Source organism: Methanomethylovorans sp. (genome assembly GCF_050177135.1).
In the GTDB taxonomy this organism is placed as follows: Archaea; Halobacteriota; Methanosarcinia; order Methanosarcinales; family Methanosarcinaceae; genus Methanomethylovorans.
Genome location: NZ_JBFXHJ010000010.1, coordinates 1 through 26,000, shown reverse-complemented (window position 1 = coordinate 26,000; position 26,000 = coordinate 1). Strand labels below are relative to the sequence as shown.

38 protein-coding genes, 2 tRNA genes and 1 pseudogene are annotated in these 26,000 nt (G+C 42.2%); 13 read left to right on the top strand and 28 right to left on the bottom strand.

Annotated elements, in window-relative coordinates; genetic code table 11:
• The first annotated feature begins 1 nt into the window (after position 1).
• Entirely contained in the window at positions 2–217 is a 216-nt protein-coding gene (locus AB7U21_RS01855; RefSeq protein ID WP_428386696.1) for a hypothetical protein, read from the top strand.
• 11 nt (positions 218–228) lie between these two features.
• On the opposite strand, the gene rnz is transcribed toward AB7U21_RS01855, so the two are convergent.
• Entirely contained in the window at positions 229–1,146 is a 918-nt protein-coding gene (gene rnz / locus AB7U21_RS01850; protein WP_428386694.1) for a ribonuclease Z, read from the bottom strand.
• A 252-nt stretch (positions 1,147–1,398) separates the two neighbouring features.
• On the opposite strand from rnz, the gene AB7U21_RS01845 reads away from it, so the two are divergent.
• The 3 genes from AB7U21_RS01845 to AB7U21_RS01835 are packed head-to-tail and all read left to right on the top strand — an operon-like array spanning position 1,399 to position 3,532.
• A complete protein-coding gene (locus tag AB7U21_RS01845; protein ID WP_428386692.1) occupies positions 1,399–1,773 on the top strand; it encodes a 30S ribosomal protein S8e in 375 nt (124 codons plus the stop codon).
• Positions 1,774–1,828: 55 nt separating this feature from the next.
• A complete protein-coding gene (locus AB7U21_RS01840) occupies positions 1,829–2,320 on the top strand; it encodes an Lrp/AsnC family transcriptional regulator (RefSeq protein ID WP_428386690.1) in 492 nt (163 codons plus the stop codon).
• Between the two features lie 36 nt (positions 2,321–2,356).
• Complete coding sequence (locus tag AB7U21_RS01835) at positions 2,357–3,532, top strand: aminotransferase class I/II-fold pyridoxal phosphate-dependent enzyme (protein WP_428386688.1); 1,176 nt, start codon at positions 2,357–2,359, stop codon at positions 3,530–3,532.
• 325 nt (positions 3,533–3,857) lie between these two features.
• On the opposite strand, the gene AB7U21_RS01830 is transcribed toward AB7U21_RS01835, so the two are convergent.
• Positions 3,858–4,241: a helix-turn-helix domain-containing protein gene (locus AB7U21_RS01830; RefSeq protein ID WP_333787507.1), complete on the bottom strand. Its 384-nt coding sequence runs from the start codon at positions 4,239–4,241 to the stop codon at positions 3,858–3,860.
• Between the two features lie 107 nt (positions 4,242–4,348).
• On the opposite strand from AB7U21_RS01830, the gene AB7U21_RS01825 reads away from it, so the two are divergent.
• Entirely contained in the window at positions 4,349–5,029 is a 681-nt protein-coding gene (locus AB7U21_RS01825) for a DUF5591 domain-containing protein (RefSeq protein ID WP_333787508.1), read from the top strand.
• A 57-nt stretch (positions 5,030–5,086) separates the two neighbouring features.
• Here AB7U21_RS01825 and AB7U21_RS01820 read toward each other — a convergent pair whose 3' ends face one another.
• Positions 5,087–5,815, bottom strand: a complete 729-nt coding sequence (locus tag AB7U21_RS01820; protein WP_333787509.1) for an RAD55 family ATPase — start codon at positions 5,813–5,815, stop codon at positions 5,087–5,089.
• 261 nt (positions 5,816–6,076) lie between these two features.
• Here AB7U21_RS01820 and AB7U21_RS01815 point away from each other — a divergent pair, with 261 nt between their 5' ends.
• Both AB7U21_RS01815 and hmgA read left to right on the top strand, forming a co-directional pair.
• Positions 6,077–6,442, top strand: a complete 366-nt coding sequence (locus AB7U21_RS01815; RefSeq protein WP_333787510.1) for a DsrE family protein — start codon at positions 6,077–6,079, stop codon at positions 6,440–6,442.
• 44 nt (positions 6,443–6,486) lie between these two features.
• The gene (gene hmgA, locus AB7U21_RS01810) at positions 6,487–7,734 is read left to right on the top strand and encodes a hydroxymethylglutaryl-CoA reductase (NADPH) (RefSeq protein ID WP_428386700.1); all 1,248 of its coding nucleotides are present in this window, start codon (positions 6,487–6,489) and stop codon (positions 7,732–7,734) included.
• Between the two features lie 64 nt (positions 7,735–7,798).
• Here hmgA and AB7U21_RS01805 read toward each other — a convergent pair whose 3' ends face one another.
• From AB7U21_RS01805 to AB7U21_RS01790, 4 genes are all read right to left on the bottom strand, one after another.
• Complete coding sequence (locus AB7U21_RS01805) at positions 7,799–8,005, bottom strand: hypothetical protein (protein WP_333787511.1); 207 nt, start codon at positions 8,003–8,005, stop codon at positions 7,799–7,801.
• Between the two features lie 23 nt (positions 8,006–8,028).
• Positions 8,029–9,270, bottom strand: a complete 1,242-nt coding sequence (locus tag AB7U21_RS01800; protein WP_333787512.1) for a 3-isopropylmalate dehydratase large subunit — start codon at positions 9,268–9,270, stop codon at positions 8,029–8,031.
• A 173-nt stretch (positions 9,271–9,443) separates the two neighbouring features.
• Positions 9,444–9,818 (bottom strand): transcriptional regulator, encoded by a 375-nt coding sequence (locus AB7U21_RS01795; RefSeq protein WP_333787513.1) that lies wholly within the window; start codon positions 9,816–9,818, stop codon positions 9,444–9,446.
• Positions 9,819–10,150: 332 nt separating this feature from the next.
• A tRNA-Ile gene (locus AB7U21_RS01790) sits at positions 10,151–10,224 on the bottom strand.
• 175 nt (positions 10,225–10,399) lie between these two features.
• Between AB7U21_RS01790 and AB7U21_RS01785 the strand changes: the two genes are divergently transcribed.
• Positions 10,400–10,471: transfer RNA gene (locus AB7U21_RS01785), tRNA-Ala, on the top strand.
• A gap of 97 nt (positions 10,472–10,568) precedes the next feature.
• On the opposite strand, the gene AB7U21_RS01780 is transcribed toward AB7U21_RS01785, so the two are convergent.
• From AB7U21_RS01780 to AB7U21_RS01700, 17 genes are all read right to left on the bottom strand, one after another.
• Positions 10,569–10,739: a hypothetical protein gene (locus AB7U21_RS01780; RefSeq protein WP_333787514.1), complete on the bottom strand. Its 171-nt coding sequence runs from the start codon at positions 10,737–10,739 to the stop codon at positions 10,569–10,571.
• 21 nt (positions 10,740–10,760) lie between these two features.
• Entirely contained in the window at positions 10,761–10,910 is a 150-nt protein-coding gene (locus AB7U21_RS01775; RefSeq protein WP_333787515.1) for a hypothetical protein, read from the bottom strand.
• Complete coding sequence (locus AB7U21_RS01770) at positions 10,910–11,188, bottom strand: ADP-ribosyltransferase (protein ID WP_428386698.1); 279 nt, start codon at positions 11,186–11,188, stop codon at positions 10,910–10,912. Before AB7U21_RS01770 ends, AB7U21_RS01775 begins: the two co-directional genes overlap by 1 nt.
• A 40-nt stretch (positions 11,189–11,228) precedes the next feature.
• Positions 11,229–11,645, bottom strand: a complete 417-nt coding sequence (locus tag AB7U21_RS01765; RefSeq protein ID WP_333787516.1) for a hypothetical protein — start codon at positions 11,643–11,645, stop codon at positions 11,229–11,231.
• A 211-nt stretch (positions 11,646–11,856) separates the two neighbouring features.
• Positions 11,857–12,438 carry a hypothetical protein gene (locus tag AB7U21_RS01760; protein ID WP_333787517.1) on the bottom strand — a complete coding sequence of 194 codons (582 nt, stop codon included), beginning with the start codon at positions 12,436–12,438 and terminating at the stop codon, positions 11,857–11,859.
• Complete coding sequence (locus AB7U21_RS01755; RefSeq protein ID WP_333787518.1) at positions 12,435–12,707, bottom strand: hypothetical protein; 273 nt, start codon at positions 12,705–12,707, stop codon at positions 12,435–12,437. Before AB7U21_RS01755 ends, AB7U21_RS01760 begins: the two co-directional genes overlap by 4 nt.
• A 75-nt stretch (positions 12,708–12,782) precedes the next feature.
• A complete protein-coding gene (locus tag AB7U21_RS01750) occupies positions 12,783–12,956 on the bottom strand; it encodes a hypothetical protein (protein ID WP_428386681.1) in 174 nt (57 codons plus the stop codon).
• Positions 12,957–13,112: 156 nt separating this feature from the next.
• A complete protein-coding gene (locus tag AB7U21_RS01745) occupies positions 13,113–13,709 on the bottom strand; it encodes a hypothetical protein (RefSeq protein ID WP_428386679.1) in 597 nt (198 codons plus the stop codon).
• A complete protein-coding gene (locus AB7U21_RS01740; RefSeq protein WP_428386677.1) occupies positions 13,706–16,273 on the bottom strand; it encodes a bifunctional DNA primase/polymerase in 2,568 nt (855 codons plus the stop codon). Before AB7U21_RS01740 ends, AB7U21_RS01745 begins: the two co-directional genes overlap by 4 nt.
• Entirely contained in the window at positions 16,251–16,448 is a 198-nt protein-coding gene (locus AB7U21_RS01735; protein WP_333787523.1) for a hypothetical protein, read from the bottom strand. The genes AB7U21_RS01740 and AB7U21_RS01735 overlap by 23 nt, the downstream gene beginning before the upstream one ends.
• Entirely contained in the window at positions 16,445–16,690 is a 246-nt protein-coding gene (locus AB7U21_RS01730; protein WP_333787524.1) for a hypothetical protein, read from the bottom strand. The genes AB7U21_RS01735 and AB7U21_RS01730 overlap by 4 nt, the downstream gene beginning before the upstream one ends.
• A gap of 351 nt (positions 16,691–17,041) precedes the next feature.
• The gene (locus AB7U21_RS01725) at positions 17,042–17,194 is read right to left on the bottom strand and encodes a hypothetical protein (RefSeq protein ID WP_333787525.1); all 153 of its coding nucleotides are present in this window, start codon (positions 17,192–17,194) and stop codon (positions 17,042–17,044) included.
• 173 nt (positions 17,195–17,367) lie between these two features.
• Positions 17,368–17,520 carry a hypothetical protein gene (locus AB7U21_RS01720; RefSeq protein WP_428386674.1) on the bottom strand — a complete coding sequence of 51 codons (153 nt, stop codon included), beginning with the start codon at positions 17,518–17,520 and terminating at the stop codon, positions 17,368–17,370.
• Positions 17,517–17,804 carry a hypothetical protein gene (locus tag AB7U21_RS01715; RefSeq protein ID WP_428386672.1) on the bottom strand — a complete coding sequence of 96 codons (288 nt, stop codon included), beginning with the start codon at positions 17,802–17,804 and terminating at the stop codon, positions 17,517–17,519. The genes AB7U21_RS01720 and AB7U21_RS01715 overlap by 4 nt, the downstream gene beginning before the upstream one ends.
• Positions 17,805–17,809: 5 nt before the next feature.
• Positions 17,810–17,935 carry a hypothetical protein gene (locus tag AB7U21_RS01710; RefSeq protein WP_428386670.1) on the bottom strand — a complete coding sequence of 42 codons (126 nt, stop codon included), beginning with the start codon at positions 17,933–17,935 and terminating at the stop codon, positions 17,810–17,812.
• Positions 17,932–18,138, bottom strand: a complete 207-nt coding sequence (locus AB7U21_RS01705; RefSeq protein WP_333787528.1) for a hypothetical protein — start codon at positions 18,136–18,138, stop codon at positions 17,932–17,934. The genes AB7U21_RS01710 and AB7U21_RS01705 overlap by 4 nt, the downstream gene beginning before the upstream one ends.
• A gap of 151 nt (positions 18,139–18,289) precedes the next feature.
• Entirely contained in the window at positions 18,290–18,445 is a 156-nt protein-coding gene (locus AB7U21_RS01700) for an AbrB/MazE/SpoVT family DNA-binding domain-containing protein (RefSeq protein WP_333787529.1), read from the bottom strand.
• A 56-nt stretch (positions 18,446–18,501) separates the two neighbouring features.
• Between AB7U21_RS01700 and AB7U21_RS01695 the strand changes: the two genes are divergently transcribed.
• The 4 genes from AB7U21_RS01695 (at position 18,502) to AB7U21_RS01680 (ending at position 21,104) form a co-directional block, all read left to right on the top strand.
• Positions 18,502–18,816, top strand: a complete 315-nt coding sequence (locus AB7U21_RS01695; protein WP_333787530.1) for a hypothetical protein — start codon at positions 18,502–18,504, stop codon at positions 18,814–18,816.
• 215 nt (positions 18,817–19,031) lie between these two features.
• Positions 19,032–20,402, top strand: a complete 1,371-nt coding sequence (locus tag AB7U21_RS01690; RefSeq protein ID WP_428386667.1) for a DUF4041 domain-containing protein — start codon at positions 19,032–19,034, stop codon at positions 20,400–20,402.
• A 206-nt stretch (positions 20,403–20,608) separates the two neighbouring features.
• Positions 20,609–20,842: a hypothetical protein gene (locus AB7U21_RS01685; protein ID WP_428386665.1), complete on the top strand. Its 234-nt coding sequence runs from the start codon at positions 20,609–20,611 to the stop codon at positions 20,840–20,842.
• Positions 20,843–20,972: 130 nt separating this feature from the next.
• Entirely contained in the window at positions 20,973–21,104 is a 132-nt protein-coding gene (locus tag AB7U21_RS01680; protein WP_428386663.1) for a hypothetical protein, read from the top strand.
• Between the two features lie 167 nt (positions 21,105–21,271).
• Here AB7U21_RS01680 and AB7U21_RS01675 read toward each other — a convergent pair whose 3' ends face one another.
• The 4 genes and pseudogenes from AB7U21_RS01675 to AB7U21_RS01660 all read right to left on the bottom strand — a co-directional run bounded on the left by AB7U21_RS01675 (position 21,272) and on the right by AB7U21_RS01660 (position 24,225).
• Complete coding sequence (locus AB7U21_RS01675) at positions 21,272–21,889, bottom strand: DUF3800 domain-containing protein (protein WP_428386661.1); 618 nt, start codon at positions 21,887–21,889, stop codon at positions 21,272–21,274.
• 60 nt (positions 21,890–21,949) lie between these two features.
• Positions 21,950–22,945, bottom strand: coding sequence for a tyrosine-type recombinase/integrase (locus tag AB7U21_RS01670; RefSeq protein WP_428386659.1), 996 nt, complete (start codon positions 22,943–22,945; stop codon positions 21,950–21,952).
• 40 nt (positions 22,946–22,985) lie between these two features.
• Positions 22,986–24,009: pseudogene (locus AB7U21_RS01665) on the bottom strand (IS630 family transposase).
• 15 nt (positions 24,010–24,024) lie between these two features.
• A complete protein-coding gene (locus AB7U21_RS01660) occupies positions 24,025–24,225 on the bottom strand; it encodes a hypothetical protein (RefSeq protein ID WP_428386657.1) in 201 nt (66 codons plus the stop codon).
• Between the two features lie 474 nt (positions 24,226–24,699).
• On the opposite strand from AB7U21_RS01660, the gene AB7U21_RS01655 reads away from it, so the two are divergent.
• The coding region (locus AB7U21_RS01655) for a putative Ig domain-containing protein (RefSeq protein WP_428386655.1) at positions 24,700–26,000 on the top strand (1,301 nt) is incomplete at its 3' end.

The following is a 26,000-nucleotide window of genomic DNA, read 5'->3' as shown; positions in this document are numbered from 1 at the left end:
GATCAACAAGGGTGATTGGTATGGAGTCACAGTAGAGGAAATCGCTTCAGGTGGCAGAGTATATTTTGGAAGAACAAAACCTGAATTATTCAACTATGAGCCAGGAGATATACTTTACATCGGAGTGAAAACGTTAACTATCGAATTGGAAGATAGGACCATGGAAGTTTCTCTTTATGATGCGGATGATAACAAGCTTGACTGGACGATAATCTGACTGTTATGAACTTATTTACCCTTCAAAGGGATACATATTTCCATCAGGTCTTCTGCTATCATTACATTTTCAAATACTTCTTGTGCTTCCCTCAGAAGAGGAGAAGCATCATCAGTATATCTGGAGCTTATATGGGTGAGGACCAACCTGGCAACACCCGCTTCCTTTGCAAGAGTTGCTGCTTCAAATGCCGTAGAATGCTTGGATTCCTTTGCCCACTCTTCCTGATCACTGGCAAGAGTGCTGTCATGTATAAGCACGTCTGCATTCCTGCTGGCCAGAAGAATTGATTCGCATGGCCTGGTATCACCAGTATAGACGATCTTTCTGCCAGCCCTTTTTTGCCCAACGACATCAGCAGAACGTATCAGTTGTCCGTTGACCTCAACGTCCCCACCATTATGCAGCTTTGAAAAAAGAGGGCCTGGAGGCACTCCCAGAGCAATGGCTTTTTCACGGTCAAACCTGCCTCTTCGAGGTTCCTCGGTAAGCGCATATCCAAGGCTGGGAACGCTGTGATCTGTCCCAATAGCAAGGATACAATAACCATCTCTTTTCACAGTATCTCCCGGAGACAATTCAACTGCTTCCACTTCAAAACGAAGTTTGTAATAACCGAGACCAATGAAAACATTAACAAATTCTTTAACCCCCTGCGGACCATATATTTGCAATGGTTCAGTCCTTCCCAGAAAAGACATTGTCTGTATAAGCCCAGGGACACCAAGCATGTGATCTGCATGAAAATGAGTGACGAAAATAGAGGTAAGAGCTTTCATTCCTGTTTTGGCACGCATCATCTGTTGTTGAGTGCCCTCTCCGCAATCAAAAAGTAAAAGTTCCCCTTCCCTGTTGACCATAATTGCAGATGGATTTCGGTTACGCGTAGGCAAAGAGCCACCTGTGCCAAGAAATAATATGCGGAGCATAAAGGGAGATAGTACAGAAGATATTTATTGATTACCTAGTGAAGCACTGGATAAAAAGAGAACTATAATAGATGTGAAACAGACACATCTCCTTTTCTACATGCCACCAGCAGGATAACTGATTTCTATTTAACTACCACTCGAAAACTTCTTATAGAATCCTTCAAGTAGAGATAAGTCCATAACTATAAAAGTTGAAAAAATCACTTTAAAAAAGATCATCCAAATTATATACATCCAAGAGGACAAATCATGAAATGGCAAGGCAGATCAAGAAGGAAGTACACAGGTGCTAAGATTAAGGCTTACCGTGCAAAGAGAAAATTCGAACTGGGACGTGAACCGGCTGACACGCGCCTTGACGATACAAAGATCAAACTGGTTTCCACAATGGGAGGAAACAGCAAGGTGAGATTGCTCCAGTGTAATGTAGCCAATGTGACAGATGCAAATGGCAAGGCACAGAAGACTACTATTCAAACCGTGGTTGGAAATGAAGCTAACGAGCACTATGTCAGACGTAACATCCTGACAAAGGGTTCAGTTATCCGTACCCCCATAGGTAACGCAAGGATCACCAGCCGTCCTGGACAGGATGGTGTGGTCAATGCAGTGCTGCTCAGCTGAGCACACTCTTTTATTTTATTCACTGTTTTTCTGATTTCAAGGGGTTGCTTATGAGATGGATATTGAAACAAGACATATATTAGAATGTCTGGAACAAGATGCCAGGGTCACTCATGAAGAGATCGCAACCCTGACAGGCCTCCCGGTAGAATATGTGAGCGAACGGATCAAAGAATTAGAAGATATTGGAGTGATCCGCAAATATAGAGCGATCGTTGACTGGGATCTTGCAGGTGACGAGCACGTATACGCGATCATCGAATTAAAAGTAACATTGGAACGTAATTTGGGATATCAGGCAATAGCTGAGCGTCTGTATAAATTCCCGGAGGTACGTTCTGTAAGGTTGTTATCCGGCCAGTATGACCTTTCACTCACAGTAATGGGAAAAACAATGAAAGAAGTCGCATTTTTCGTCGCCGAGAAGATATCAACTATAGAGCAAGTGCAGCATACAACTACCCACTTCGTGCTTAAAACTTACAAGGAAGACGGAGTCATCCTTCAGGAACAGGAAGAAACAAGCCGTTTAGTTGTAACCCCATGAGTATCAAAAAGTGGAACCTGATGCAGAGGGATGATCATGGACGACAGATGCAATTCAGAGAGATTTGTGGCAGATGTGATGACAAAAGTCCCGCCTTCGGGAATACGCAAGTATTTTGATCTTGCATCCGGCATCGAAGGCGTTATTTCTTTAGGAGTTGGAGAACCGGACTTTGTGACACCCTGGCACATACGGGAAGCATGTATCCATTCCCTAGAGTCGGGTAAAACATCATACACTTCTAACTTTGGACTTCTGGAACTTAGAGAAGAGATCGCTAAACTATATTCTCAGGAGCATTGTACACACTATGATCCGGCTTCGGAGATCCTGGTCATGTCCGGTGTCAGCGAAGCACTTGATGTAGCGATACGAACCATAACCAATCCCGGTGATGAGATTATAATACCTCAGCCTGCTTATGTGGCTTATGTCCCTTCGGTCATGTTCGCCGGAGGTGTACCTGTACCTGTGGTCACTCACCTGGACAACAATTTCAAACTAACAGCAGAAGACCTGGAAAAGGTCATTACTCCCAGAACGAAGGCATTGATCATTAATTATCCCAACAATCCTACGGGCGCAACAATGGACAGGAAGGACCTGGAAACTATTGCCAAAGTTGCTTCTGAGCATGATATAATGGTAATTTCCGATGAAGTTTATGAATGCCTGACATATAATGGAAAACACACCTGTTTTTCATCCATTGAAGGCATGAAGGATAGGACCATCCTGCTAAATGGTTTTTCAAAAGCCTATGCTATGACAGGTTTCAGACTTGCATATGCGCTGGCGCCGTCACCTATCATAAATGCAATGATGCGCATACATCAATATTGTATGCTGTGCGCTCCCATCACTGCACAGGTTGGAGCCATCGAAGCCCTTCGTAACGGTAACGAAGAGATGCAGCGAATGATAAGGGATTATGATCGTCGCAGACATTTGATTATAAGCGGGCTGAATAGAATAGGGCTGGAATGTTATGAACCGAAGGGAGCATTCTATGCTTTTCCCTCTGTTAAGAACACGGGACTGACCTCTGAGGAATTTGCAGAGAGACTGCTCCATGAACAGAAAGTTGTTACAATCCCCGGAGATGTGTTTGGACCAGCGGGAGAGGGCTTCCTTAGATGCTCATATGCCACCTCAAAGGAACAGATCGTAGAGGCCTTGGATAGGATGGAGCGGTTTGTAGGATCATTATGACCATGCAAGATCACTGTGCAGTGTATAATGACACTACATCATCATAATGATGAGTAGTATGTGCCAGAGTATAGAAATGTATATATACGAGAAGAGAGAGTAATACTACTACCTACAATGAAAAACGTGAATGACATTGGTGGTGCGCTTTGAGCCCCTCCACAGGGCTACAAACGAATTGGTTTGCACAAGAAGAATGTGATAGAAAGGAGCATAATATCCCCTCGAATTTCCCGTCAAACAAATGCTCCGATCCACATTCTTTAATTCGTGGTCAATAACAGAATTTTCTGCTTAAATTTCATTGAACACACATGATGCTGGGTCATTCTGGAAAAAAGTCGAAAAGTTCTTTTTCAAAGTCATCAAGCAGTGTGTTCATTTTATTATACCAATCTGTTATATTCTGCTTGAGCATTTGTTTAAACTGCTGTGGTGAAATTGCAACATATTCATAATAATAGCCGCCTATCTGGATAGAACGTGTTTCTCTGTAAACCAACCCAACGGCGATCAGGTTTTGCAATGAGCGATAAGCAGTACTCCGTTCTCTCTGCAACAGATCCCCTAATTCTTCTGCAGTCATCGGACCCTGTTCAAAGAGCTTCTTGTAGGCAAGCAAGTCAAGATTCTTCAGTCCCAGGACGCATTTTGCCACATCATCACATTTACAGTTAGCTCGGAGCATTTCATGAATGGAACTTGCCATTTTGTGCCTCTTTATCACAACAATCTAAAAGCATAAGTAATTGTACAGTTTGTACAAAACCATAACATCGATAGGTATATATATAGTTTCTCAGAACTCATCTTACCTTGAAACCCATAATTCCAGAAAATGAACGTTCTACAGAACCTCTTGACACAGATATGGTCATATACCATCCGGATATGAAACGTGCAAATGAGTGGGTTCTTACTGAATATGAACCACCGGTTCGCGACTTCTGCATATTCGTGCCCTGTGCTAAAAAGAAACCATATCATGAAAGTCCATCACATAAAATATTCGATAGACTGATCTTCGGGATACTGGAACCTGAAATGGTACATATTGTAGTATTTGGCACATGTGGTGTCACCCCCCGGGAACTGGATACCCAGTACCCATTCATGGATTACCAGTTCATGATGGGAAAATGTAATGTATCAAAAATAAAACGCGATTTCATTTTAATGGAAAGCAAAAGGCTTGCACGTTATCTTGAAAAAACAAAAAACAATTACAAACACAGAATAGCTTATTGTATAGGAGATTTCAGAACAGCGATGGAAAAAGCTGTTGAAATGACATCTATTTCCGTTACCATAGTTCCAAAGATCGAAACAATAGAGAGAAATATTCAGCCGGGTAAAAGCTTTGTTTTTGGAAGCCTCAATCAAAAGGATTACTTGCAGGACCTGGCAGAAGCTATTAGCAAACCTCTGGGCAGACAGGTCATTGAAGTAAAAGGAAAAGAAGAAATTATCAATGACAATGACTGGTATGTGTTGTAGTCATTGATAAAAAATAAAATACAATAGTTCTCAGAAAGAACTTAAATATGCTTTTAATTACTCCAGATATGGAGATTGAGCCAGAACCTGCATGCCACTATCACTGATATTAAGAACACGAACTTCATTGATAGTGCCTGAACCTCTCATCTTCATAACATAGATAGAACGCTGCAAGTTATTGCCAGCAATGATCCTGCCCAGCTTCACCACGGAATCTGCCCCGTATTCTACCATTTCATCAAGCCCATACATAGCTCCTACAGTTATAACAGAAGTAACTTCATGCCTACGGAATACGCCGAATACATCATCAATAAGTGTCCTGAGTTTGTAATTGGATTCAATGGCAAGGAATAGCGCTTCAATTGAATCGATGAATATTCTGGAAGGTTTTAGTTCTTCTATCTTGCTTTCCACAAGTTTTTTAAAGCTCTTGATCAGCTCTGAGGGTGCAATTTCCACACTTTTCTGCAACCTTAGGCTTGGGTCTGTGATATCAACAAAAACCAGTAAACCTTTCTTAACATATTCTTCCAAATCCCAGCCAAATGAAGTGTTCATTTCCTTGACAATAGATTTCGATTCTTCAGAAGTGATTATACACATCACTTTTTCGCCTTTCTTTGCTCCTTCGAGGATGAACTGGGTTCCAAATATGGTCTTCCCGGTACCCGAATCACCTGATACCACATTTGCAGTACCTTTAAAAAACCCTCCACGTAGCATCTCGTCCAGCCCTGGGATACCTGTATTTACCCTTTCTCTCATATCTGCGTCAGCCATTTATACCACCTATGAAAATCTAGGCACATTTTGTATTATAATATATAACTTTTTAATTCTATCGTCAGTGACTACATAACTGCACTGTATATATTAGTACCATTATAATATATAAAATGCTGTTTCCCATACTGTGGAAACCTGGACCATTTGAGCGATCCACTTACTTTACAAATGTAAATCCTTTTGCAATTGCTCTCTGCAAAGACAAGGCTTAATAGTGTTCAAAAGAAATAAGCATCATGAGGTGAGTGCAGAGAAATGCCAGAGGTCACAAAAGTATTACTGTTACTTAAAAGCATGGTTTACGAAAGTACAAGTCCACAGGAAACACTCAGATTTGCTAAATATTACCGAAAAAAAGGATTGTACGTGATAGTTGTACTTTTTGGACCCATGGGAGTGATGATGGCCAAAGCTGGAAAACAGGGTTTACCAGAATATGATTCTAAAATTAAAGACTGTTTAGACATGGGTATAAAGTTCAGATGCTGTGAATTGGGTGCATCTGTAATAGGGCTTGAAAAAGATGAATTGATACCAGGGATCGAAATGATCAGTTCCTATGAGATAGCTGACCTTTTTCTGGAGTTCTGCGAGCAAGGACAGTTGATAATCACATTGTAGAATCATTATACTTCTAGCTGTTAAAAGAGTGAAAAGTGATCATGATGCTAAGTCAAGATGAAGCCGAATACAGTGAAAAAGATATCCTGCAAAAAGTAGTAGCAGGGGAAGTATCATTCAGGAACATAGATAAACTAGCGGAGAGTGCGGACTCAGCAGTATACATTCGCAGGAATGCGCTGGCAGAGATCACCGGAACCAGATTTGAAGAGATACAGAATTATACACTTGATGCTGCGGCAGCGACAAAACGTAATATCGAAAACATGATAGGGGCTGTGCAGATACCCCTTGGGATAGCAGGCCCTTTGAAAATAAATGGTGAATTCGCCATGGGAGATTTTTACCTTCCCCTTGCAACTACCGAAGGAGCTCTGGTAGCAAGTGCCAATCGAGGATGTTCAGCCATTTGCAGTTCAGGAGGAGCTAATGTTCGCATCTTCCAGGATGTGATGACCAGAGCACCTGTATTCAAACTTGATGACGTTGTTCAGGCAAAGGCATTCACTGACTGGATCAGCAGGCCAGAGATATTTGCTCAGATGAAAGAGAAGGCAGAAGGAACTACAAGGTTCGGTAAGTTATTAGCTGTAGAGCCTTACGTTACAGGAAATACAGTATATCTAAGATTCATATTTGATACCAAGGATGCCATGGGGATGAATATGGTGACCATTGCAACTGAAGCGGTAACACATCTTATACAGGACGAATTTGGTGCTATACCTATATCCCTTTCAGGTAACATGTGCATCGACAAGAAACCGGCAGCTATCAATACCATACTTGGCCGAGGCAAGACGGTCATTGCAGATACTATTATCCCGGCAAAAATAGTGGAAGAAAAACTAAAATGCAAACCTGAGACCATGGCAGATGTCAATTACCGAAAGAACCTATTGGGATCAGCACGTGCCGGAGCACTGGGATTCAATGCTCATGCCGCCAATATAGTAGCAGCATTGTTCCTGGCCTGTGGACAGGACGCAGCCCACGTAGTAGAAGGGAGCACAGCAATTACCACAATAGAATTAACAAGGAATGGAGATCTTTATTGTTCAGTGACAATGCCAGCTCTACCTGTGGGTACTGTTGGAGGAGGTACCAGCCTGGGAACTCAGAAAGACTGCCTGAAGCTTCTGGGCGTGCAGGGACCGGGAGAACCAGCGGGTTCCAATTCAAAGAAATTTGCAGAAATAGTTGCTGCAGGTGTTCTTGCCGGGGAGATATCACTGATCGCAGCTCAGGCAGCAGGCCATCTTGCCAGAGCCCATGCAGAACTCGGCAGATAAATGAAAGAAAATACAATGTTGCAGGATAACCTGCAATCATTGATCAAATCCAGATACCTTCTTTTCAGATGCTATCTTTTGCCTGCTGCAGCTTTTGATTGCATTCTTCCATTTTGCCGGCCGCTTCGAGGATCTTTGCCGCAGCTTCCTCGTACCCTGCTTCCCCGATCTTCCTGCTCCACTCATTGAAGCTTTTCAAGTGGCTTTCATTGTGCTCTATCCAGTGCTCCATCAGATGGAGTATCCTGTGTTTGTCGATGTGCTCTGTCAATAAATCACTTCCTTTATACCCCTTTATACCTCCCGGGGATCGGTGATATAACCAGTTATGGCGGATGCTGCAGCAGTTGCGGGAGATGCCAGATATACATAACCGCCCGCACCCATGCGTCCTCTGAAATTACGGTTAGATGTGGATACGCACACTTCCCCCGGAGCTATGACACCCATATGCCCGCCCAGGCATGGACCGCAACCTGGCATACCAATAGTAGCTCCTGCCTCAAGTAATGTAGCAAGCGTGCCGTTCATTGAAGCTGCTTTCATCACTTCTCTGGATGCAGGTATAATTATTGTCCTTACTGCAACCTTTTCATCCTTCAGGATATTAGCAGCAAGCTCCAGGTCTTCAAGCCGCCCGTTAGTGCAGGTACCTATGAATACCTGATCGATCCTTGTCACTGGAACTTCAGAGACACACACTACATTATCCACCTGATGAGGGAGAGCAACCTGTGGCTCCAGATCAGAAGCGTTTATTCGGAGATCCTTAAAATAACTTGCATCTTCATCCGCATATACAGGATCATACTCTTCTACTGCTCTACCCCGAAGATGATCAAAAGTGATCTTATCCGCCGGAACTATGCCCGCTTTGGCACCCATCTCTATTGCCATGTTACACAGGGTCATTCTGCCAGACATCGAAAGTTCGGAGATCGTCTGCCCATAGAATTCCATTGCTTTATAGGTAGCCCCATCAGCACCCACTTTACCAACGATGTGCAGAGTCAGGTCCTTTGCTGTGACCATTTTACCCAGTGAGCCACGGCTTGTAACCTTTATTGTCTGAGGAACTTTGAACCAGAGCTCTCCGGTAGCAAATATTTCGGCCATGTCAGTTGCACCAACGCCAGTACCGAAGGCACCGAATGCCCCATAAGTACATGAATGAGAATCTGCACCTACAATTAGTTTACCTGGAAGTGCAAAGCCTTGCTCCGGCAATACCTGGTGGCATATGCCACTTCCGACATCATAGAAATGCTCTATTCCCTGCTCTGAGATCCATTTACGGATATCGAACTGCAACGAAGCTGTGCTCTCATTGTTGGCAGGTACAAGATGATCAAATGGTATTATGATCCTGGAGGGATCCCACACTGAATTTATTCCCATGCCCTTAAATGCACGGACAGCCAGTACGCTTGTACCGTCATGCGCCATGGCATAATCGATCTTTGCCATCGCAAAATCATCGGCTTTCACGTCTTTCCCTGATGCCCGACTGAATATTTTCTCGCTGATAGTTCCCAAGAGAAAAACTCCGTATATGATGTTGAATTACATTAATTAGACCATGTATTTCATGATCTGATGTATCATAAAATCTTCGATGAAGAAAAAGAGTTTACTGGAACACAGGAGCAAGCCAGAGTTTAAAAAAGCCTTTGTAGTTGGCACTACAAAAAAAGATGGCGCTAAAAGGTTTAGGTCAGGCTTTTGAGCCTTTCTATGCTTTCAAGCACTGACAATTTCTGATACATAACATCATTCTCTATCCGCTGAATGATGTATTCAAGGGGAACTACCAGCTTGTAGAGCTTCACCGGTCTGCCTTTACCTTCGGTCTTCTTTTCTTCACGAACTTCTATCCAATTGTTGTCGCAAAGATATCTCATCGCTATACTGACTTCGGGCTGTCTGAGACCCGCTTTCTTTTCAATGGACCTGGATGTTACTTCTTCACCTGTAGAGAGACAAGCAAGAACAAGGGCAACTGAACGATTCATATTCAGTTTGCGTAAAAGTTCCACCATTTCGTATTCTCGTTCACCGATCTGTTCCGTTTTTCCGTTATTCATAGTATCACCATACTGTAGTACTATTGTATAGAACGTTATATTGTTAATAATCAATATTCAGTTATAAGTTTAATCCAAATAATTTATATATATAGAGTGTATATTTATTTCTCATTATTATGAGCATGTTTTTATAAAGTGTACCTGATCAGCAAAGCAGTATCCTATGACATAAAGATCAAAACAGAACAAAAAATACATAACCAGATCACTTTTTTGTAGATACAGTGTTTATGATAGGACATTCACTCCAGATCCAAAAGGAGAAACCATTGCAGCACAGTGAAGGAAAAAACATGCTACCAGCAAAACAGATGTTTACCGTTGAATAGTGGGCCCGCTGCGATTCGAACGCAGGACCTCACGGTTATCAGCCGTGCGCTCCACCGAGCTAAGCTACGGGCCCATTGGGTTAAAGCATGATACATTACATCACGCGACACACCAAATACGCATACAGGTACTTTAACATTTCGCTTTGATGTCACCACACATTAAATGATTGTTTAGGGACTGCAGTTTGCCCTATGTTCCTAGCGATACCTTTATCTTTAATGCTGTAAAGTAAGGTTGCTCATCATGGGCCGGTAGATCAGGGGAAGATCGCTACCTTGGCATGGTAGAGGCCTCGGGTTCAATTCCCGACCGGTCCATAAAAAAAGTTTAGATAGTCCCAAGCTGTTACTGCTTTTTGCACCCTTCTTTTATAAAATATGTACTCTGTGAAGATGTAGCTGTTCCTATATGTACTTAGTCGTCTAATTTGAACTGTTTCCTAAGCTCTGGCTCGAAATCCCCGTGTCCGAACTTCTTAAGAATGGCCAGCTTTTCTTCGAAGATTTCTCTCTGTCGTTTTTTTGACTCTTCCGGAGGAATGCGTACGATCATCCCTGGCTTATATTTCTCTACTACCCTAGACATTATGGGTCAACTACCTCAATCTCATACAATCGGTTCGACATCCCCATGGCCGAATTTCTTGAGAATGGCTCGCTTCTCTTCACGGATGCGTTCAATCTCTTCTTCAAATTTCCCAGGTGGGATGTGTACTATCATCCCGGGGATGTATTTCTCAGATACTCTGGTATACATTATGAATCCATTACCTCAACGATTGTATATTTCCTATCAGGATATATCGCCACAACCACTACTGCTGTATTTCGATCAAACAGCACTTCAGATTCTTCTGGATATGCGCTCAACCCATTAAGATATACTCCTTTTCTAGACATAAACTTTATTATTACACCATACTCTTTGCCAGCAAACTCTTCCGCTTTTGATAGGAGCATAGAAGAGGAAGAAAATGTATCGAAACGATGTTCAGTGCCGACAGCGAACGGTAAAAAACCACTGTAAAAAAGCAGCTGTGCAGGAACACCACCCCCACACAGCTAAGCATCGGCGTTAAGCAACTTCAGCTATGATGAGTTCTATTGCCTTGTCTTTTTGTGATCTCAGATTATCCAGGGCCTTGGCATACTTGGAAAGGTTGTACAGGAACATACTTTCGTCCTCAGTGAAACCTTTCTCTGCACCCCTGGCCTTGATCACGTCTAACTCGAAACCCGGGACACTGGAAAAAGTGTCTGCCAGCTTGAGAGCGTTGTTTATGGTCTTGGCAGTCGCCGGGCTGGCCTTCATCTCCGCAAACTTTACAACTGGTGCCTCGTCGGCTTCATAGACCGACTTGTAAGCAGCGCGCATGGATGCTTCCAGATTATCGTCTTTTTGCTTCTTTCCGGCTATGGCGAACATCTTCTCTAATTCTGTTCTGTGTTCTTCTAGCTTTTCAAAAATTGGGTGAAAGTGCAGTGATGACATGTGATACCTCTTTCAATCATATGTATTTACAGCATCATCAACAACTTGCCACATCTTTTTCTTGTTCTGCCTGGCAAGCCACCGGATGTTGTCACGGGTTCTGCGTGGGACTAAAATAAGGACCCAATCGCGCTTATCAAACATATTACGTAATATGTACTCATTGTTTATATTAGAGGTGCTTGATATTGAAAAAGTGGTGAAAAAGTTATCATGTGCCGGGGCCGTTCAGCATGCTTTCTCTTTTTTTGATATCAGGATATACTCCAAGCTCGTTCCATCTCTCATGGTTCAGAAACTTCGCCCTCTCTTCTTTCAGAGAATCTATCTTTTTTGAATGTGCTTCGACACACTTTTCAATACCACCCAGCGCTGTTTTAATCCGGTCTATTGAGACGTCGTCTGTGGTATGGTTAATCAAATCATCGCATAACAGGTTTGTTATATTGAAAGCAACCAGAACCAGTTCACTTGATTGGATCTCAGAATCTATATACCTGAGATGCTCTTCCCCTAATGCCTTCGCCATATGGATATTGGTTTCGCGGCAAAGAGCTATCAGATATTGAATGTGTTTTCCAGGGTCCCGGAAAGTAAGGTGTTTTTGTGAAAACAATTCATTCTGTTTGTCTACTTCATCTGAAGTGATATCCCCGCAGCGCACTCTTTCTGCCTGACTGAATGCCATATCATGCGTATACTTTGCCAGCTCTTCAGGGGCCAGCTGATCTATTATTTTATCAGTTGCCCTACCTAACACATCACTTGCCTTACCTAATATCGTTGCACTCATTTTTTAGCCTCCATGGCTGCTTCTATGAGCCCCAAACGGACCTTAATGTCCTCTATCTCTTCATCCTTCAGGATGGCATTATGTGTTTGAACTGCCTGGATGTAGACTCTATAGTACTGGAGTTTGACCGGATCATTATCATAAACCATGAATTTAGGCTTAGATAATCTCCCATGTAGGCTGTCTACTAACCAGGCCGATCTTTTCAGTAATTCGTTACGGTCTATTTTTTTTGCGAACGTGGTCATTTCGTTGCTGTTTTCATCCATTTAAGAAGCCTCCTGCCTTGAAAATAGTGAAGTGGTATCTGATTTCATTATATACCTCCAATTTTTAATACAAAGTCAACTGTTCGTATCTCTTTGCCTGGCCTCCATTACCACTCTTCTTATGGTCCCTATCTTTACATTGTACTCGTTTGCTAATTCTCGATGACATTTTATAGGCGCTTCTTTTACGATCCGAGCTTTGTCCGCTTGGCTCAAATCGTGGATAGTATGGTAACGTATTTGCTGCATCTGATTGCACCTGTATAGAGTTGTTGTAATTCCGGATCACACGCTTCACGGTGTTCACACCAATATCGAGTTCATGCGCAATATCGAAGTAACACCTTTTCGGAGCTTCCTGGAGAATGTGATATATTTCCACATGAGTTAAGGCCTGTATGTTCCTCATGTGTACCCCTCCTTCGGTCCAAGATCCTGGAAGAAAAGCAGGCCTTCACACTGAGCACATAAGTCATAGCTGTCCCCATTTACTTTTTTGTTTTTAGCAGGCACAGCACCACAGCATGAACATTTCTTGATCTTGCCGGTCTTGACCACTGCATCTATTGCCAGGCCGACAGCACCGACACTCATACCATATACGTTTTCGATATCACGAATTATTGATACCAAACAGTCGTGATAGTTTTCAGCGTTGATATATCCGTTCTTTTCTTGCCAGGATATACACATCTGATTGACAAGGGAAGGCAGTTGCACGCCCTTTTTAGGTCGGCTTCGAGGGGGGCATCTGTGAACACTTGCAATCTTACCGGATTCCATCGGCCTATGTGTGGAGATATGCCTCAGCTCTGAATCAAAGGACCTCACAAGGTTACGAGTATGATCTGCCAGGACATATCCCACAGGTTGCTTGTCCAGGAGAACGTAAAGAGAGATCCTGCCATTAGATGCACTTGTCCTTGTCCACCTGCCAGCAGTGCCGGCTCGCTTTTCTACGCTGGCTTTTGCCTTCAGGATGGTTTTTGAGAGGGCGGTCATGTGACCACCTCCGCACGACTCGGGATGGTCTCAGGATCCGCGAGCTTTGCGTATTTCTCAACTATTGTTTGGAGTTCGTCATATGGGACTTTTAGAGCCTTGCCAAGATCATGCACAGCCATCCACGAGTTAGTATGGTTTATGGGACCGTGTGTTTTTTCCCATAACCTCAGGCGGCTGAACATGTTTTCCCAATGTCCGCCCCCACTATTACCGCAATCAATAGCCGCTGTTACACTAGGAATTACCTCCACTGTTACCTCACTGTTCGGTATTGGCTGACAGTCTGATACCTCTGATACCCCGTTTTTGACTTCGTGTGTAAAAGTAGAACTATCATCTTTTGAAAAAGAGTCTGTGAGATTTTCTACATACTCTTCTTTTTTTATGGTATCAGAGGTATCAGAGTGTCTACTGTTATTATTATAGGTAATAGTATGGGTATCAGAGTGGTAACAGTGGGTATCATCGATAGCCAGAGATACCACCGAGCCAAAGAGATCAAATGCATTGAAGTCACTTAGACAGAAGTATACTTTCTGCGCATAATGACCGCGTGCTGTCTCTACTGTTCTTTTTTCATAGGAAAGCCCCTTTACTTTGTTGATCAGGCCTGAATCGTTGTTTTTGTTTTTTCCGTAAACTAGATGTGAGACCCTGCCAACTGTAACACCTAGTGCCTTTGCAATTTCTTCACGTGTGGCCTCTTTGCGTTTTGCCAGGACAGCGCAAAACTTCATTTCAGCATCAGTGAGTTTAAGACCCTGGTTCTCTGCTCTGCTTGTGTAAAGAGCCTTTGCCGCTTCGTAGTCTTCAAGGTCTGCTATAAGGGCCCCGTCTGGATCCTTCCGCCTCTGTCGATGCCTGAGAACTGCATAACTTTTGATAATGTCCAGGAAGATAGGCAAGTTTCGACGGTTTCCAGGATCATTCCATGTGATGTCTTTTGCGTATGGGATCTTAACAACGTACTTTGACAGTTTGATGTCTCGGAGGATCTCCCTGCATGTTAGCACTTCGTCTGTTTCAGGGAGCCCAACTTCACCACTTGCAGCGCGTTCTAGTTGAAATTGCATTACCCTATGGTCCTGTTCGGGGCTTTCATCGACCCCGCCCCCAAATTGCCTATTAAGAAGTTGTAAACTCTGATCATCGTCTACAGATGTTAACCACCAGGAAAGCCTAGCAGGTATCCGCTTTGTTTCCTTTTTGCGCTTAATATCTAACGTAGTGTAATGTGTCCCTTCCTGGAAATTGGAAGTCGCTCTCTTAATTGTGCCTTCCAGTGTCTCGGTAAGATCGATATCATCACAAAAGATGATACTACCTTCTTTCGGTTCCATATAAAAAATGGCTTTATCGGATAGCGCGGTCTCGTGGATCCATCCCCTTGGTATCAGATGTGCCATTGCCTTGCAACAATGTGTTTTACCCTTGCCAGAGTCGCCGCTTACTTTTGGCTGGATGCCATCAGAATTTAAAACAGATTGGATGCCAATTGATACTAAAAGAGTTTTCTTAACACCATCGTCCCCCACATGCAGCCCATCACATGTCTGCAGTATGTAACTCACTGGGTCGCCCGTTTTGGCTATTTCCCTTGCCCTTGCTTTGATATGCTCGGGAACTTCCTCTCTTTCGGGCTCTGTCTGTTCTGTGGCATGTGAGGCCTCCTTACCCTGTTTACCTCTCTTCACATCCTCACTTGCATCATAGAACTGTGATAAAATAGGGTGGGCCTTGATAGTCTCTGTTCGTGCTGTCGCCTTCGTTGCGATCTTCCCTATCTGATATTCACTGTCTGCACTATCATACTCATCTAAGAAGATCAGCTTACATAGTAGAACCAGCTCTTCAAATGTCGCACCGTTGGCCTTCAGTTCAGCGAAAAAATACAGTGTAAGCTCTCTTCCGGATGCACCATGAAAAATAGACATATCCCGGTAATGTGGGTTTGATCTCTGGTTGTCTGTGAAGTAGGCCTTAAAGAATTTCCTGAAAACATGCCTGCAGTTGTTCACAGATCGCTGTAATGCCTCGAAGGTTGCGACATTGGCCTTAATTCTGTCTATGAGTTCATTGCTCATCTGTGGTCTGTTCTCAGGCTCTCCCTGTGTGAACTGGTACTTATCACCGCTTGGGTGTATCGAAGGTGTGAGTACGCAATTATTACCATTGTTCAGGATTTCAAAACCCAGTGCATGGTATTTCTTAGCCGTAAGCTCATCACAGTACTTAAAAAATAAATGATCTCTGTTACCTGTTCTCTGTTGTCTTACCCACGGTGAGATATCAAGGCCTTCCCAGAGACCTTTTACAATGAAGTCGCGGTCTATTACTGTGCAGTCTGACAATTCCCCACAGATAAGACCTATGTTCTTAGGATCCTTGGTGTCGAAGTAGCTTTTAAGCTCGCTTTCTGTGAAGTGCTTGTCTATTTCAGACCACTTATTCACAATCGGTATCTTATCGTGTGCTCTCAGTGGGTGGATGTAAAAACCAATGTCCTGGTATGCCTTCGATGCCTCGTACATGACAGCCTCATTGGTCACAGTCGTCATCATAGGACACCTCCCAGCGTTCAGCAGCTTCAACAAGTTCCTGTGTGGCATCGAGGAAATGCGCTACTGCAGGATGAGAACTATAGACCATCTCGAAGGTTTCCCAATCGAGGTGTGTGAGTTGCTGGATCAGTGGGTGTGAGGCCAAAGACCAGAGTTCAAAGGAATCGCTATTCATTGCGCTTCCTCCATGATCTTCCTGGCAAGATCCACGAACATTAGAAGAGTTGGGTTTGTCGCCTTTATGAGCTCATAAGTATCCGGCTTCACATTGGCAAAATCCCTAATTACGGGCTCATTTCTCAACTGCTGAAGGCCGGGGTCAATAATATATAGTTTAGGGTCGTTTATATGTAGTGCAGCACAGTTTTCTATAGCCGGGGTGTGCCCGCTCCCGGCTTCCATTCCTTTTGAGTTCATGTGTTACCTCATGTATTTTGTAAACAATCGTTTACGGTTGCATGAGAGCCCGGCCCAAGAACTAAAAACGTATACCTTTTTTTATATACAAATGATACACGTTTTGTTTATATGTTATAACAGCTAATACCATAGTAATAACATGGTATTACACCTGTGTTGTGGGGTGTCCGTGTTATATAGGAGGACTTTTAGTTCCTTGAGCTTACCGGGGATGCTGTAACATCCCCGTTGGCTCTCAATGATCGTGATCTTATTTTTTCTCCTTGAAGTAGCTCATTGGAGACCTCATTTTCAATACCTGCTTAGATTGTGAGGGTGTTCTTTCGCGTCCTGTGGTCGTTTTGTCGCTCACAGTCGTTCCTCTCTCTGATTGAAGTAGTTATCTGCCATCTGATCCACAAGAGCCCACATCTTCAGGCCGGTGTGTTCAGCTTCGGCTTTTATTCTTTCGCGCGTTCCGTGCTTTACGGCCACTGTCGTATACTCAAAATTTCTTACCAACGTATCACAGCAGCATGATTTTTTATAATATGCGTTATATGTCCTATGAACATATAAAAGTTTCCTATATCACTATCGGTATCCGCAGTATAAAAAAACGATGGCAATGGGGTGAAAGTATTCTATACGAATAGTTGAATGTGAAAAAGGACATGGGCGATGTCCCCCGCGTTTCATTCTATCACGTACCCTGCATCTTCCAGGATGCATCTTGTAAGCTCTACATCTTCCTGCAGGATCCTGCTACATGTAGGACAGGGTAACTCTTCCGCGTTAGGACCATCGAACTCAGTTCCACATTCTCCACAGTACCATGTGAAATTCACCCAGGAACCACCTCCGCTTCGAGTGCCTGCAGCGCTGCAATGACTTTTTTCAACGTTCTCTTATAAGCGGGTCTTATGGCCGCCAGATCCTTATCTGGAAGTCTTGATCCGGGCCATTCGTCTTGGATTAGATTGTTTATGTTTCCGCTTTCAAGTTCGCCATCCAGGCACTGCCTCAATGCAGCGTAAATACACATTTCTGCAATTGTGCCGACAGGAACACGATCGACTACACATTCACCCGCGACCGAGTAGAAACTTTTACCTATTCTTTCCAGGCTCATGTTTCTCAGTCCTCCAGTCCTTCATCTATAATATATGGTTCATCGTATGCAATCTCATACTTGTCATCCTCTGCATAGAAAGGACATCTACATGGCCGGTGTCCACAAAAAACACAAGTATGAGAGGTCATGCCCTCGCCCCCATCTGCACAGGTTCACGGTGACCTGTTTCTCCTTGCCATTCTACCGGCTTCCAGTCTGCCAGGATCTTAAGGACATGTCTTACCTGCCAGTATTCGCTTTCGTCTTTCGTGTGGGTAAATATCCAGTTCTTGTTCTCTACACTGTTATACAGTTCGGCTGCAGTTGCCTGCAAGTCTTGAAATTCGTTCATGTTCTTATGCCTCCGTTTGTGGATCCTCTTGGAAGCCAAGAACCTACAAAAGCAATATATCTCAAGAGATACATATTCACAAATTGCGAGTCAGTGAGTCTTTGTAAGTTTCGGCTTTCAGGGATTCACTCATCATTCTTATTTTCCTTCGTTACTGCTCCCGGGTAGGAGTGATAACTATGCTTGTTCCGTCATCTGTCACTTCCACAGTGCTGCCTTTCTTGAATCCGTACTTATCACGCAGATAGGCAGGGATACACAGAAAAGCACGATTCTGTGGAGCTAATGTAATTCTTCTCCGAGTCATCGTATATACATATGTATGAGCAAATATTTAAACGTTGCTGCTACATATGTACATACATGGAAAAACCAGAGTGGACCAAAACAAAGGGATTTAGATTACCACAAAGGACACTGGACCAATTAGATTATCTAACCACAGATGGCGGTTTTAGAAATGCTACCGAAGCAATTATTATAGCAGTTGATCGTCTGTATATGCAGGAACAGTTCGGCACTACTGTATTAGAAGATATAGATATCATAGCGGATTATGCTGTAAAGTATCCTCAAATTGTGGATTTTATGTATAAAAACATGAAAGATCCGCTAAAAAGAGAGGAATATCACAAAAGGCTAAATGAGAGAATAAAAGAAAAATCAGAAAGTAAATAAACTAAACGTGTCATTTTATGGCATGGCACTGCCTAACATTCTAGAACAAAATAATAAAGTTTATATGCCATCCACTCTCTGCTTTTTATAACGGATGCTGATGTAATTGGGAAAACTTGAAAGGTTATCCTGACATGCTGGAGGCAATTGATAATAATTTTGATTCAGTATATTGGCATCCAGGTGTACTGAAATAATTGGGTTGGTGAATATAGATGGCCGATGTGACATTACTACTTTTTTTAGTAGCAGCAATTCTTGGAGTTCTTTATTTTAATCAAAGGTCAAAATATAATAGGGCCATTGAAAAATACAAAGGAATCGAAGATATAGAATCAGAGATTGATAAAGCAAAAAAAGAGTTCCAGAAGACTAAAGAATCACAAGAAGATGTAAATAAGAAGTTAGCTGCACAGAACAAAGAGCTAACTGAAGAGTATGCAAAGAAGAAGCTTGTTTATGATAAGCTTTCAAAAGAGGTAAACTCCTTAGAAGAAAATCTCGAAATAATGTCTTATGGTCTATATAAGCCACATTTTGATTTCAATACTTCAGAAGAATACAAAGAGAGGATCATAGCCAATAGAAATTTACAAAAACAAATGCTCAAGGACAAAACGGCAGCAGTGTGTAAAATCACGTGGAAAGTTGAAGGCAGTGAAAAAAAAGGGGAACAGATGGTTATCCGCAACATTAAACTTATGTTGAGGGCCTTCAACGGCGAGGCAGATGCTGCTATTTTAAAGGTTAGATGGAATAATGTCCAAAAGATGGAAGAAACTATCAAAAAAGCATATGAAGCCATCAATAAAATGGGTGAAACTACCCAGATACAGATTGAAGAAAAGTATCTGAATCTGAAACTCGAGGAGCTATATCTTGCATATGAATATCAAGAGAAACTCTATCAAGAGCGTGAAGAGCAAAGGCAGATCCGGGAACAGATGAAAGAAGAAGAGAAAGCTCAAAGGGAATTAGAAAAAGCCGCACAGGAAGCTGAACAAGAAGAACTTAGAAGACAGCGAGCATTAGATGAAGCAAGGAAAGAGATGGAGAAGGCATCTGGTGAGGAATTAGCCAAGCTTGCTGATAAAATATCTATCCTTGAACAGCAATTAAAAGAAGCTCAAGACAAAGAAAGAGCTATTTCCCAGGCCCAGTTGACAAAGAGTGGACACATATATGTTATATCTAACATCGGTTCTTTTGGTGAGGATGTGTACAAGATTGGTATGACCAGAAGACTAGAACCCATGGACAGAGTTAGAGAACTGGGGGATGCTTCCGTTCCTTTTGAATTTGATGTTCATGCTATCATATACTCAGAAAATGCACCTGAGTTGGAGAATAAACTGCATAGAAAGTTCGATGATAAACGTGTCAATCTGGTGAACTATAAAAAAGAGTTCTTCAATGTAAGCCTGGAAGAAATCGCAGATGCAGTTAAAGAGATGCATGGTGACTTTGACTTCACTTTGATTGCTGAAGCGAAGCAATACAGAGAAACTCTTGCATTAAGGGAACCAGTGACACCGGCTGCAGCAATCGATGATGTTGTGGAGAGGGAATTTCCGGAAAGTATATGATGGTGTGGTTTCCTTTTCCACACACCACTTATTTCATTTTCTTATCTTTTCTTTTCTTTTCCCCCATATCTCATCATTATGAGCATTAACACATAGAATATATTAACAATGTTTATATATTTGAAAAATCGATGTCTAATTAGCAGATCTTCATTTTGGCCTATAGGTCAATAAGGATGAGAAGATCCAAAGCCGGAGGGAAAAATATGACATCTATGGACATATTCATTAGGATAATGCTAATAACAATAGTAATGCTGCTTATGGTAGCTGTACTTGGTCTAATGTCCGTAGCAAATGCTTGTGAAATCTCTGGTCACAAGAACCAAGAATTAGGCGATAGGATTAACTATGTAAACCACTCGCTTCAGACAGGGAATGTTTACCTGTTTAGTCCGGCATCGTCCGTTGGTTCTGAATCCCTGGCTGTTACTGCATGAGTAATAGTCCATAACCTTTTTATTTCACATCCGTTCCGTTTAAGAGATTCCTAGCCTTCTCTGACCTCATCACAAGTTGCAGGATTTTCACCCATAACAATGTATATACATAGGTAAGACCAATACAGGCATGATGCACAAAACAAAAGAAACACAGGAAACACCACAGAAGGCAAGTTCCCTCAGCCCGGAAGACAGGCGCATCCTGAGTGAGTCCATTGAGGACAACAGATCCTTACTGCAGAAGCTTTCTAAGCTCTAACTGTGTTTTTTTGGGAGCGGTTAATTTTTCTCCACATGTTCTAGATCTAAGTTGGAATAAGCCTTAAATACAGAACTTACATAATATGAATTATACAGGTAAAACCAGTAAGGCAAGTGTACAATGATGTGCACGTACAACAGTCCTTACTGGTACTGGATATTATTTTATTTCAGATTCCATACCTCAAAGAACTGTGTTTCTATGTTCAATTGATTTAGAAATTCATCGTTTCCGCGTTCAATTTGTTGAAATGCGGCCCACGCTAATACATCAGCAAATTGTAGACCAGCCCACACATTTGATTCGCTGTGATATATTTCTACCTTCCATAAAGAACAGTCGTCTCTAAGCTTTCGTTCAAAGTATTGATCAAAGTCGTCTCTTAATATCTGCTTAGTTTTTGATTTATCTATCCTTACGCACAGATCACAGTCATTGATTACTATGTTTTTTGCTAACCACCCTGCAGCATAGTTGTACAATTTGTTCCTGTCGTCATTTAAATAGGAACTGTAACATTTCTCTTTGTTCAATGTGATGAAGAATACTTTTGCATCTGGGATGTCATTCAGTTTTCTAAGCATGTATTTGATGATTTCTGGACTGGAACTGTTAGCTTTGATTTCCTTGGCCTTGCTCAGTTCTTTTTTGAACTTGTTCCTTCTCATGTTCTTGATGATTCTATCTAGTGGATGCACATCTTTCACAAGCAAGGCTGATAATATCAGATGCCTGGATTGTGATCCCAGATCCCCGCTTTCATCAATATACATGTAGAGCATGTTATCAAGAAAAAATGGTTATTCGATATATACTGTTTGCATGGGCATCGAGTAATGCACTTAACTTTTCTCCACACTACCCAACAACGTCCGTGCTTTCTCCGATCTCATCACAAGCTGCAGGATCTCAGGCAGCCTATCCTCATAAGCCTTGATCTCATCCAACGCCTGCCTGTCCAGCACAAGCGAGCATTGTGAACAGAACTTGTCAGATGGCCTTAGCACATTGCTGCAGCGTGGACATTTCTTCAAGGTCACATGCCTTTTATCTTCGGTCTTTAAACCACACTTCTCGAAGATCCGATCATTGATCTCCTGGTCTGTGAAGTTGGCATAGATCTTAAACATCTGTGTGGATCCTTTGGACCATCCAGCTCTATGCTTGATCTCCTGCTCGTTGTAACCGTCAAGGATCCAGTGAGTAATAGCAAGGTGTCTGAAGCTGTGAGGATTAACACGTTTCTTTATCCCTGCACGTTCAGCAATCTTTTTTATTGTTATCCGGAATGACTTGTAACTAAGCGGTTCAGTGTTCTTGTCGCGCGTGACCCAGAGTGGAGCTTCAGGATTTTCTTTGAGTGGATGTACACCCAACCATTGATTGAGGTAACCTGTAGACCATGTTAAAGGAATGCCTTTTGCCGGTGTGTTCTTCTTAGATTGGCTGGTCGGAGATATGTACAGGATAGCACCGTACTGGTTGAACTCCACGTGCTTTATCCTGCACGATGCAAGAGCTCCCACACGCATTCCAGAGTCTGCCAGGACAGAAATAAGGGCTTTATCCCTAGGATGCCTGCAAGCCTCCACCAAACGGTCAAATTCGGCCTGTGTGAGAAGATCTGAGGGTTGGACAGGGGTATCTATGGTCTTGAGTTTAATGTCCTTTATCCAGCGCGGTGGCTCTCCATTGTAAACCCATCCATAGAACTTTTTCACAAGCTTCCTGTAGTTTCTAAGGCTGCTCTGTGAAAGTCCTCTCTCTTCTTCCAGATAGAACAACAGCCTGTCAAAATCATCTTGTTCCAGCTTGTCAATTGTCTTATCATATCCCATATCATGAAGGCGCTGTGCTAAACGGGTACTGTAATTATAGTCAATTACTTAACTTTTCTAACTTATTGTCTAGGAACTTTTCGATCCATTTTCTTGCAAAGCTAAGCTTAGATGAACAACTGATAAACGTTTCAGCAATCAGATTTTTCATGTGGCCTAGATCTTTCACAAAATTACAAGAAATGACTCTTTTGATGCTCTTCCAGATGAATTCTATAGGATTCAAGTCTGGCGAATATGGAGGTAAATAAACCAATTCGATATCATTTGCCAGTGCAAAATCCACTGTATCTTTTGCTCGATGTGATCTGAAATTATCAAGAATGACTACAATTCTCTTTCCCATATTACTGTTTTTGACAGTTGATAGAAATAAGCATACATCTTCTTTAGTCGAATGCTCCTTAAAATCAATAACCGAATTACCATTCAATGCATAAAACCCGAAGGAGTTTGCTTTTAGCCTGGTTGTGTTTTTAAACATAACTGGTTTGTCGAAAGACCATAGACGAACTGTATTTGCTGTTGTCTGGGGTGATGATTCATCAAGAAAACCAATTATACAATCCCTATCAATCATGGGTAAGTTTTTTTAAACGATCTTCTGCATCTTCTGGCCTTCTGTAATCATGCAAATATGGTTTGGCATGATGCATGCCAAACTTTTTTAAAATCTCCAGTATTTGTTTACCTGTATATGTGACATTGAATCTATTGAAAATAAGTTCCTGAACTTCCTTTGTTGACCAATCATCCCTCTGATGTAAAATCTCTTCTAATTCCTCTTTTTGTTCATCTGAAAGTTTGGAAGGGCAACCCCCAGCAAACCGAGGTATCAAACCATCATAGCCATCCTTGTTCCAGCGTTCTTGCCACTGATAAGCTACAGGCTTAGAGGTCCCTACGAGCTTGGCGGATTCTGCAACAGAAGCACCTTCATAGCGATGTTTAACAAAATAAAGACGCTGTAAAACTCTTGTGTCTTTTTCTAATGATTTTATTCTTTTAAGCAATTCCTCGGATGAAAGATGATGTTCAATTGGAATTTGTTCAGGTTTAGCCATAATCTATTATTAGGTTTAATAAGTAATAAAAGTTTGGTTAGCAACTATAATATACCATATTATAGTATTCTTTGCCAGCTCTTCACGCCTGCAGGCTATCATAAACTTCTCAATAATGTTTATATTCTCTTGGCCAATCCCTGAGTTTTTCAGGCGTTCCATTGCACATAAAAAACCTGTATCAGTACAGTGAATATCATCAACATTGCGAGTCATCACTTTCTAAAATGTCGCTTAGGTCTATATACTTTTGGACTATAGACCCGACCGGTCCATAAAAAAAGTTTAGACATATTAAATTGTTACTGCTTTTCACTCCTTTATTCCGCAGAACATAACAACTGCGCGAGATAAAACTTTTCATATCTAACACCTGTATGGTCCTATCTTCCAAAAAAACACACTGTTTCGGACGAAAACGAGATCAAATGCGTCATTCTGTTCCGTAATTAGGTAAAAGATACTCTATTTAAATCTTATGAGCACACATTACAAAAATCTCAAAAAAAATATATTAAATATTCCCGGATTTTTAGAGTAATTTTAAATATTACTTCATGCAAGGTACCATGAATTACTACGGAACAATAAAACAATTAAAAATACTCCATGGACCATGGAGTGGATGGTAAAATGCGAATCAAGTTAAACAAATTGGTCTGTATAGGCTTTGTACTATTTTTGTTTTTAATGACAGCTGGAATCAGCTCAGCTGTTCCACATTTAGAAATTGATGACAGATTAGTGTCAGTGTATGAAAACGAGCTGCTGAGTTTTACTGTTTCTGCAACAAATGATGATATTAATGCCACAATTACATACTCGATCTCTGGAGAAATTGTTTCACTGGGAGCAAACATTGATCCCACAACTGGCCTTTTCAGCTGGACGCCGCCAACTGGCACAGCAGGCATGTACACTGTAACGTTCATTGCGACAGCTAATGGAGAACCAAATGGAGATACAGTTACTGTAACGATCATTGTCCGTGCAGTAGACAAAAACGATCTGATCAAAGCTATTGAAGACGCCAATGCAAAAATATCAAGTGCTGTTCCTGGAAATGAGATCGGCCAATATCCACAAGCAGCGAGAACTGCATTCCAGACAGCAATAAATACCGCACAAGCAGTTGCTGACAATCCAGCTGCAACACAAAAACAGGTAGATGATGCTGTTACTGCTCTGAATAATGCTGAAGATACATTCGATGCTGCCAGAATAACGTCCATAGATAAAAGTGCATTAATCTCAGCCATTGCTGCAGCCAATCAAAAAGTGATGAATGCAGATGAAGGAACTGGGATTGGCCAGTATCCACAAGCATCAATAGACGCATTCAGGGCAGCGATCGCTGCAGCACAGGCTGTTGCAGACAATCCAAATGCAACGAATGCAGAAGTGAGCCAGGCCGTTACAGCCCTGAAAGCAGCTGAAACAACATTCGATGCTTCAAGACAGGTGCCACCCGCTTCCGTTACAAACCTGAGGGAAACAGCTACAGGAACGAGCTGGATCCACTGGACATGGACAAACCCAACTGATGCAGATTTCAGTAATGTGATGGTCTACATAGACGGAGTGTTGGTAACAAGCACGCCCAACAACTATTATAATGCAACAGGACTTCCTGAAGGAACGGTACACACTATCGGTACTCAGACTGTAGATACTGCCGGGAACGTAAATCCTGCAACCGTAACCGATCAGGCGACCACCAGGATCATAGACAGGACTCCACCGGCACCTGTAACAAACCTCCATGAAAGCGGTATAGGTGCAAGCTGGATATACTGGACATGGACCAATCCTGCAGATCAGGATTTCAGTAATGTGAGAATATACATAGATGGTGCATTTGTCACCACCACTCCCAACAATTATTACAATGCAACAGGACTTAGCAATGGAGTGGAGCATGCTATAGCTATCGAAACAGTGGATACTTCAGGAAACATTAATACGGCACAGTTCACTGATCCGGCAACCAC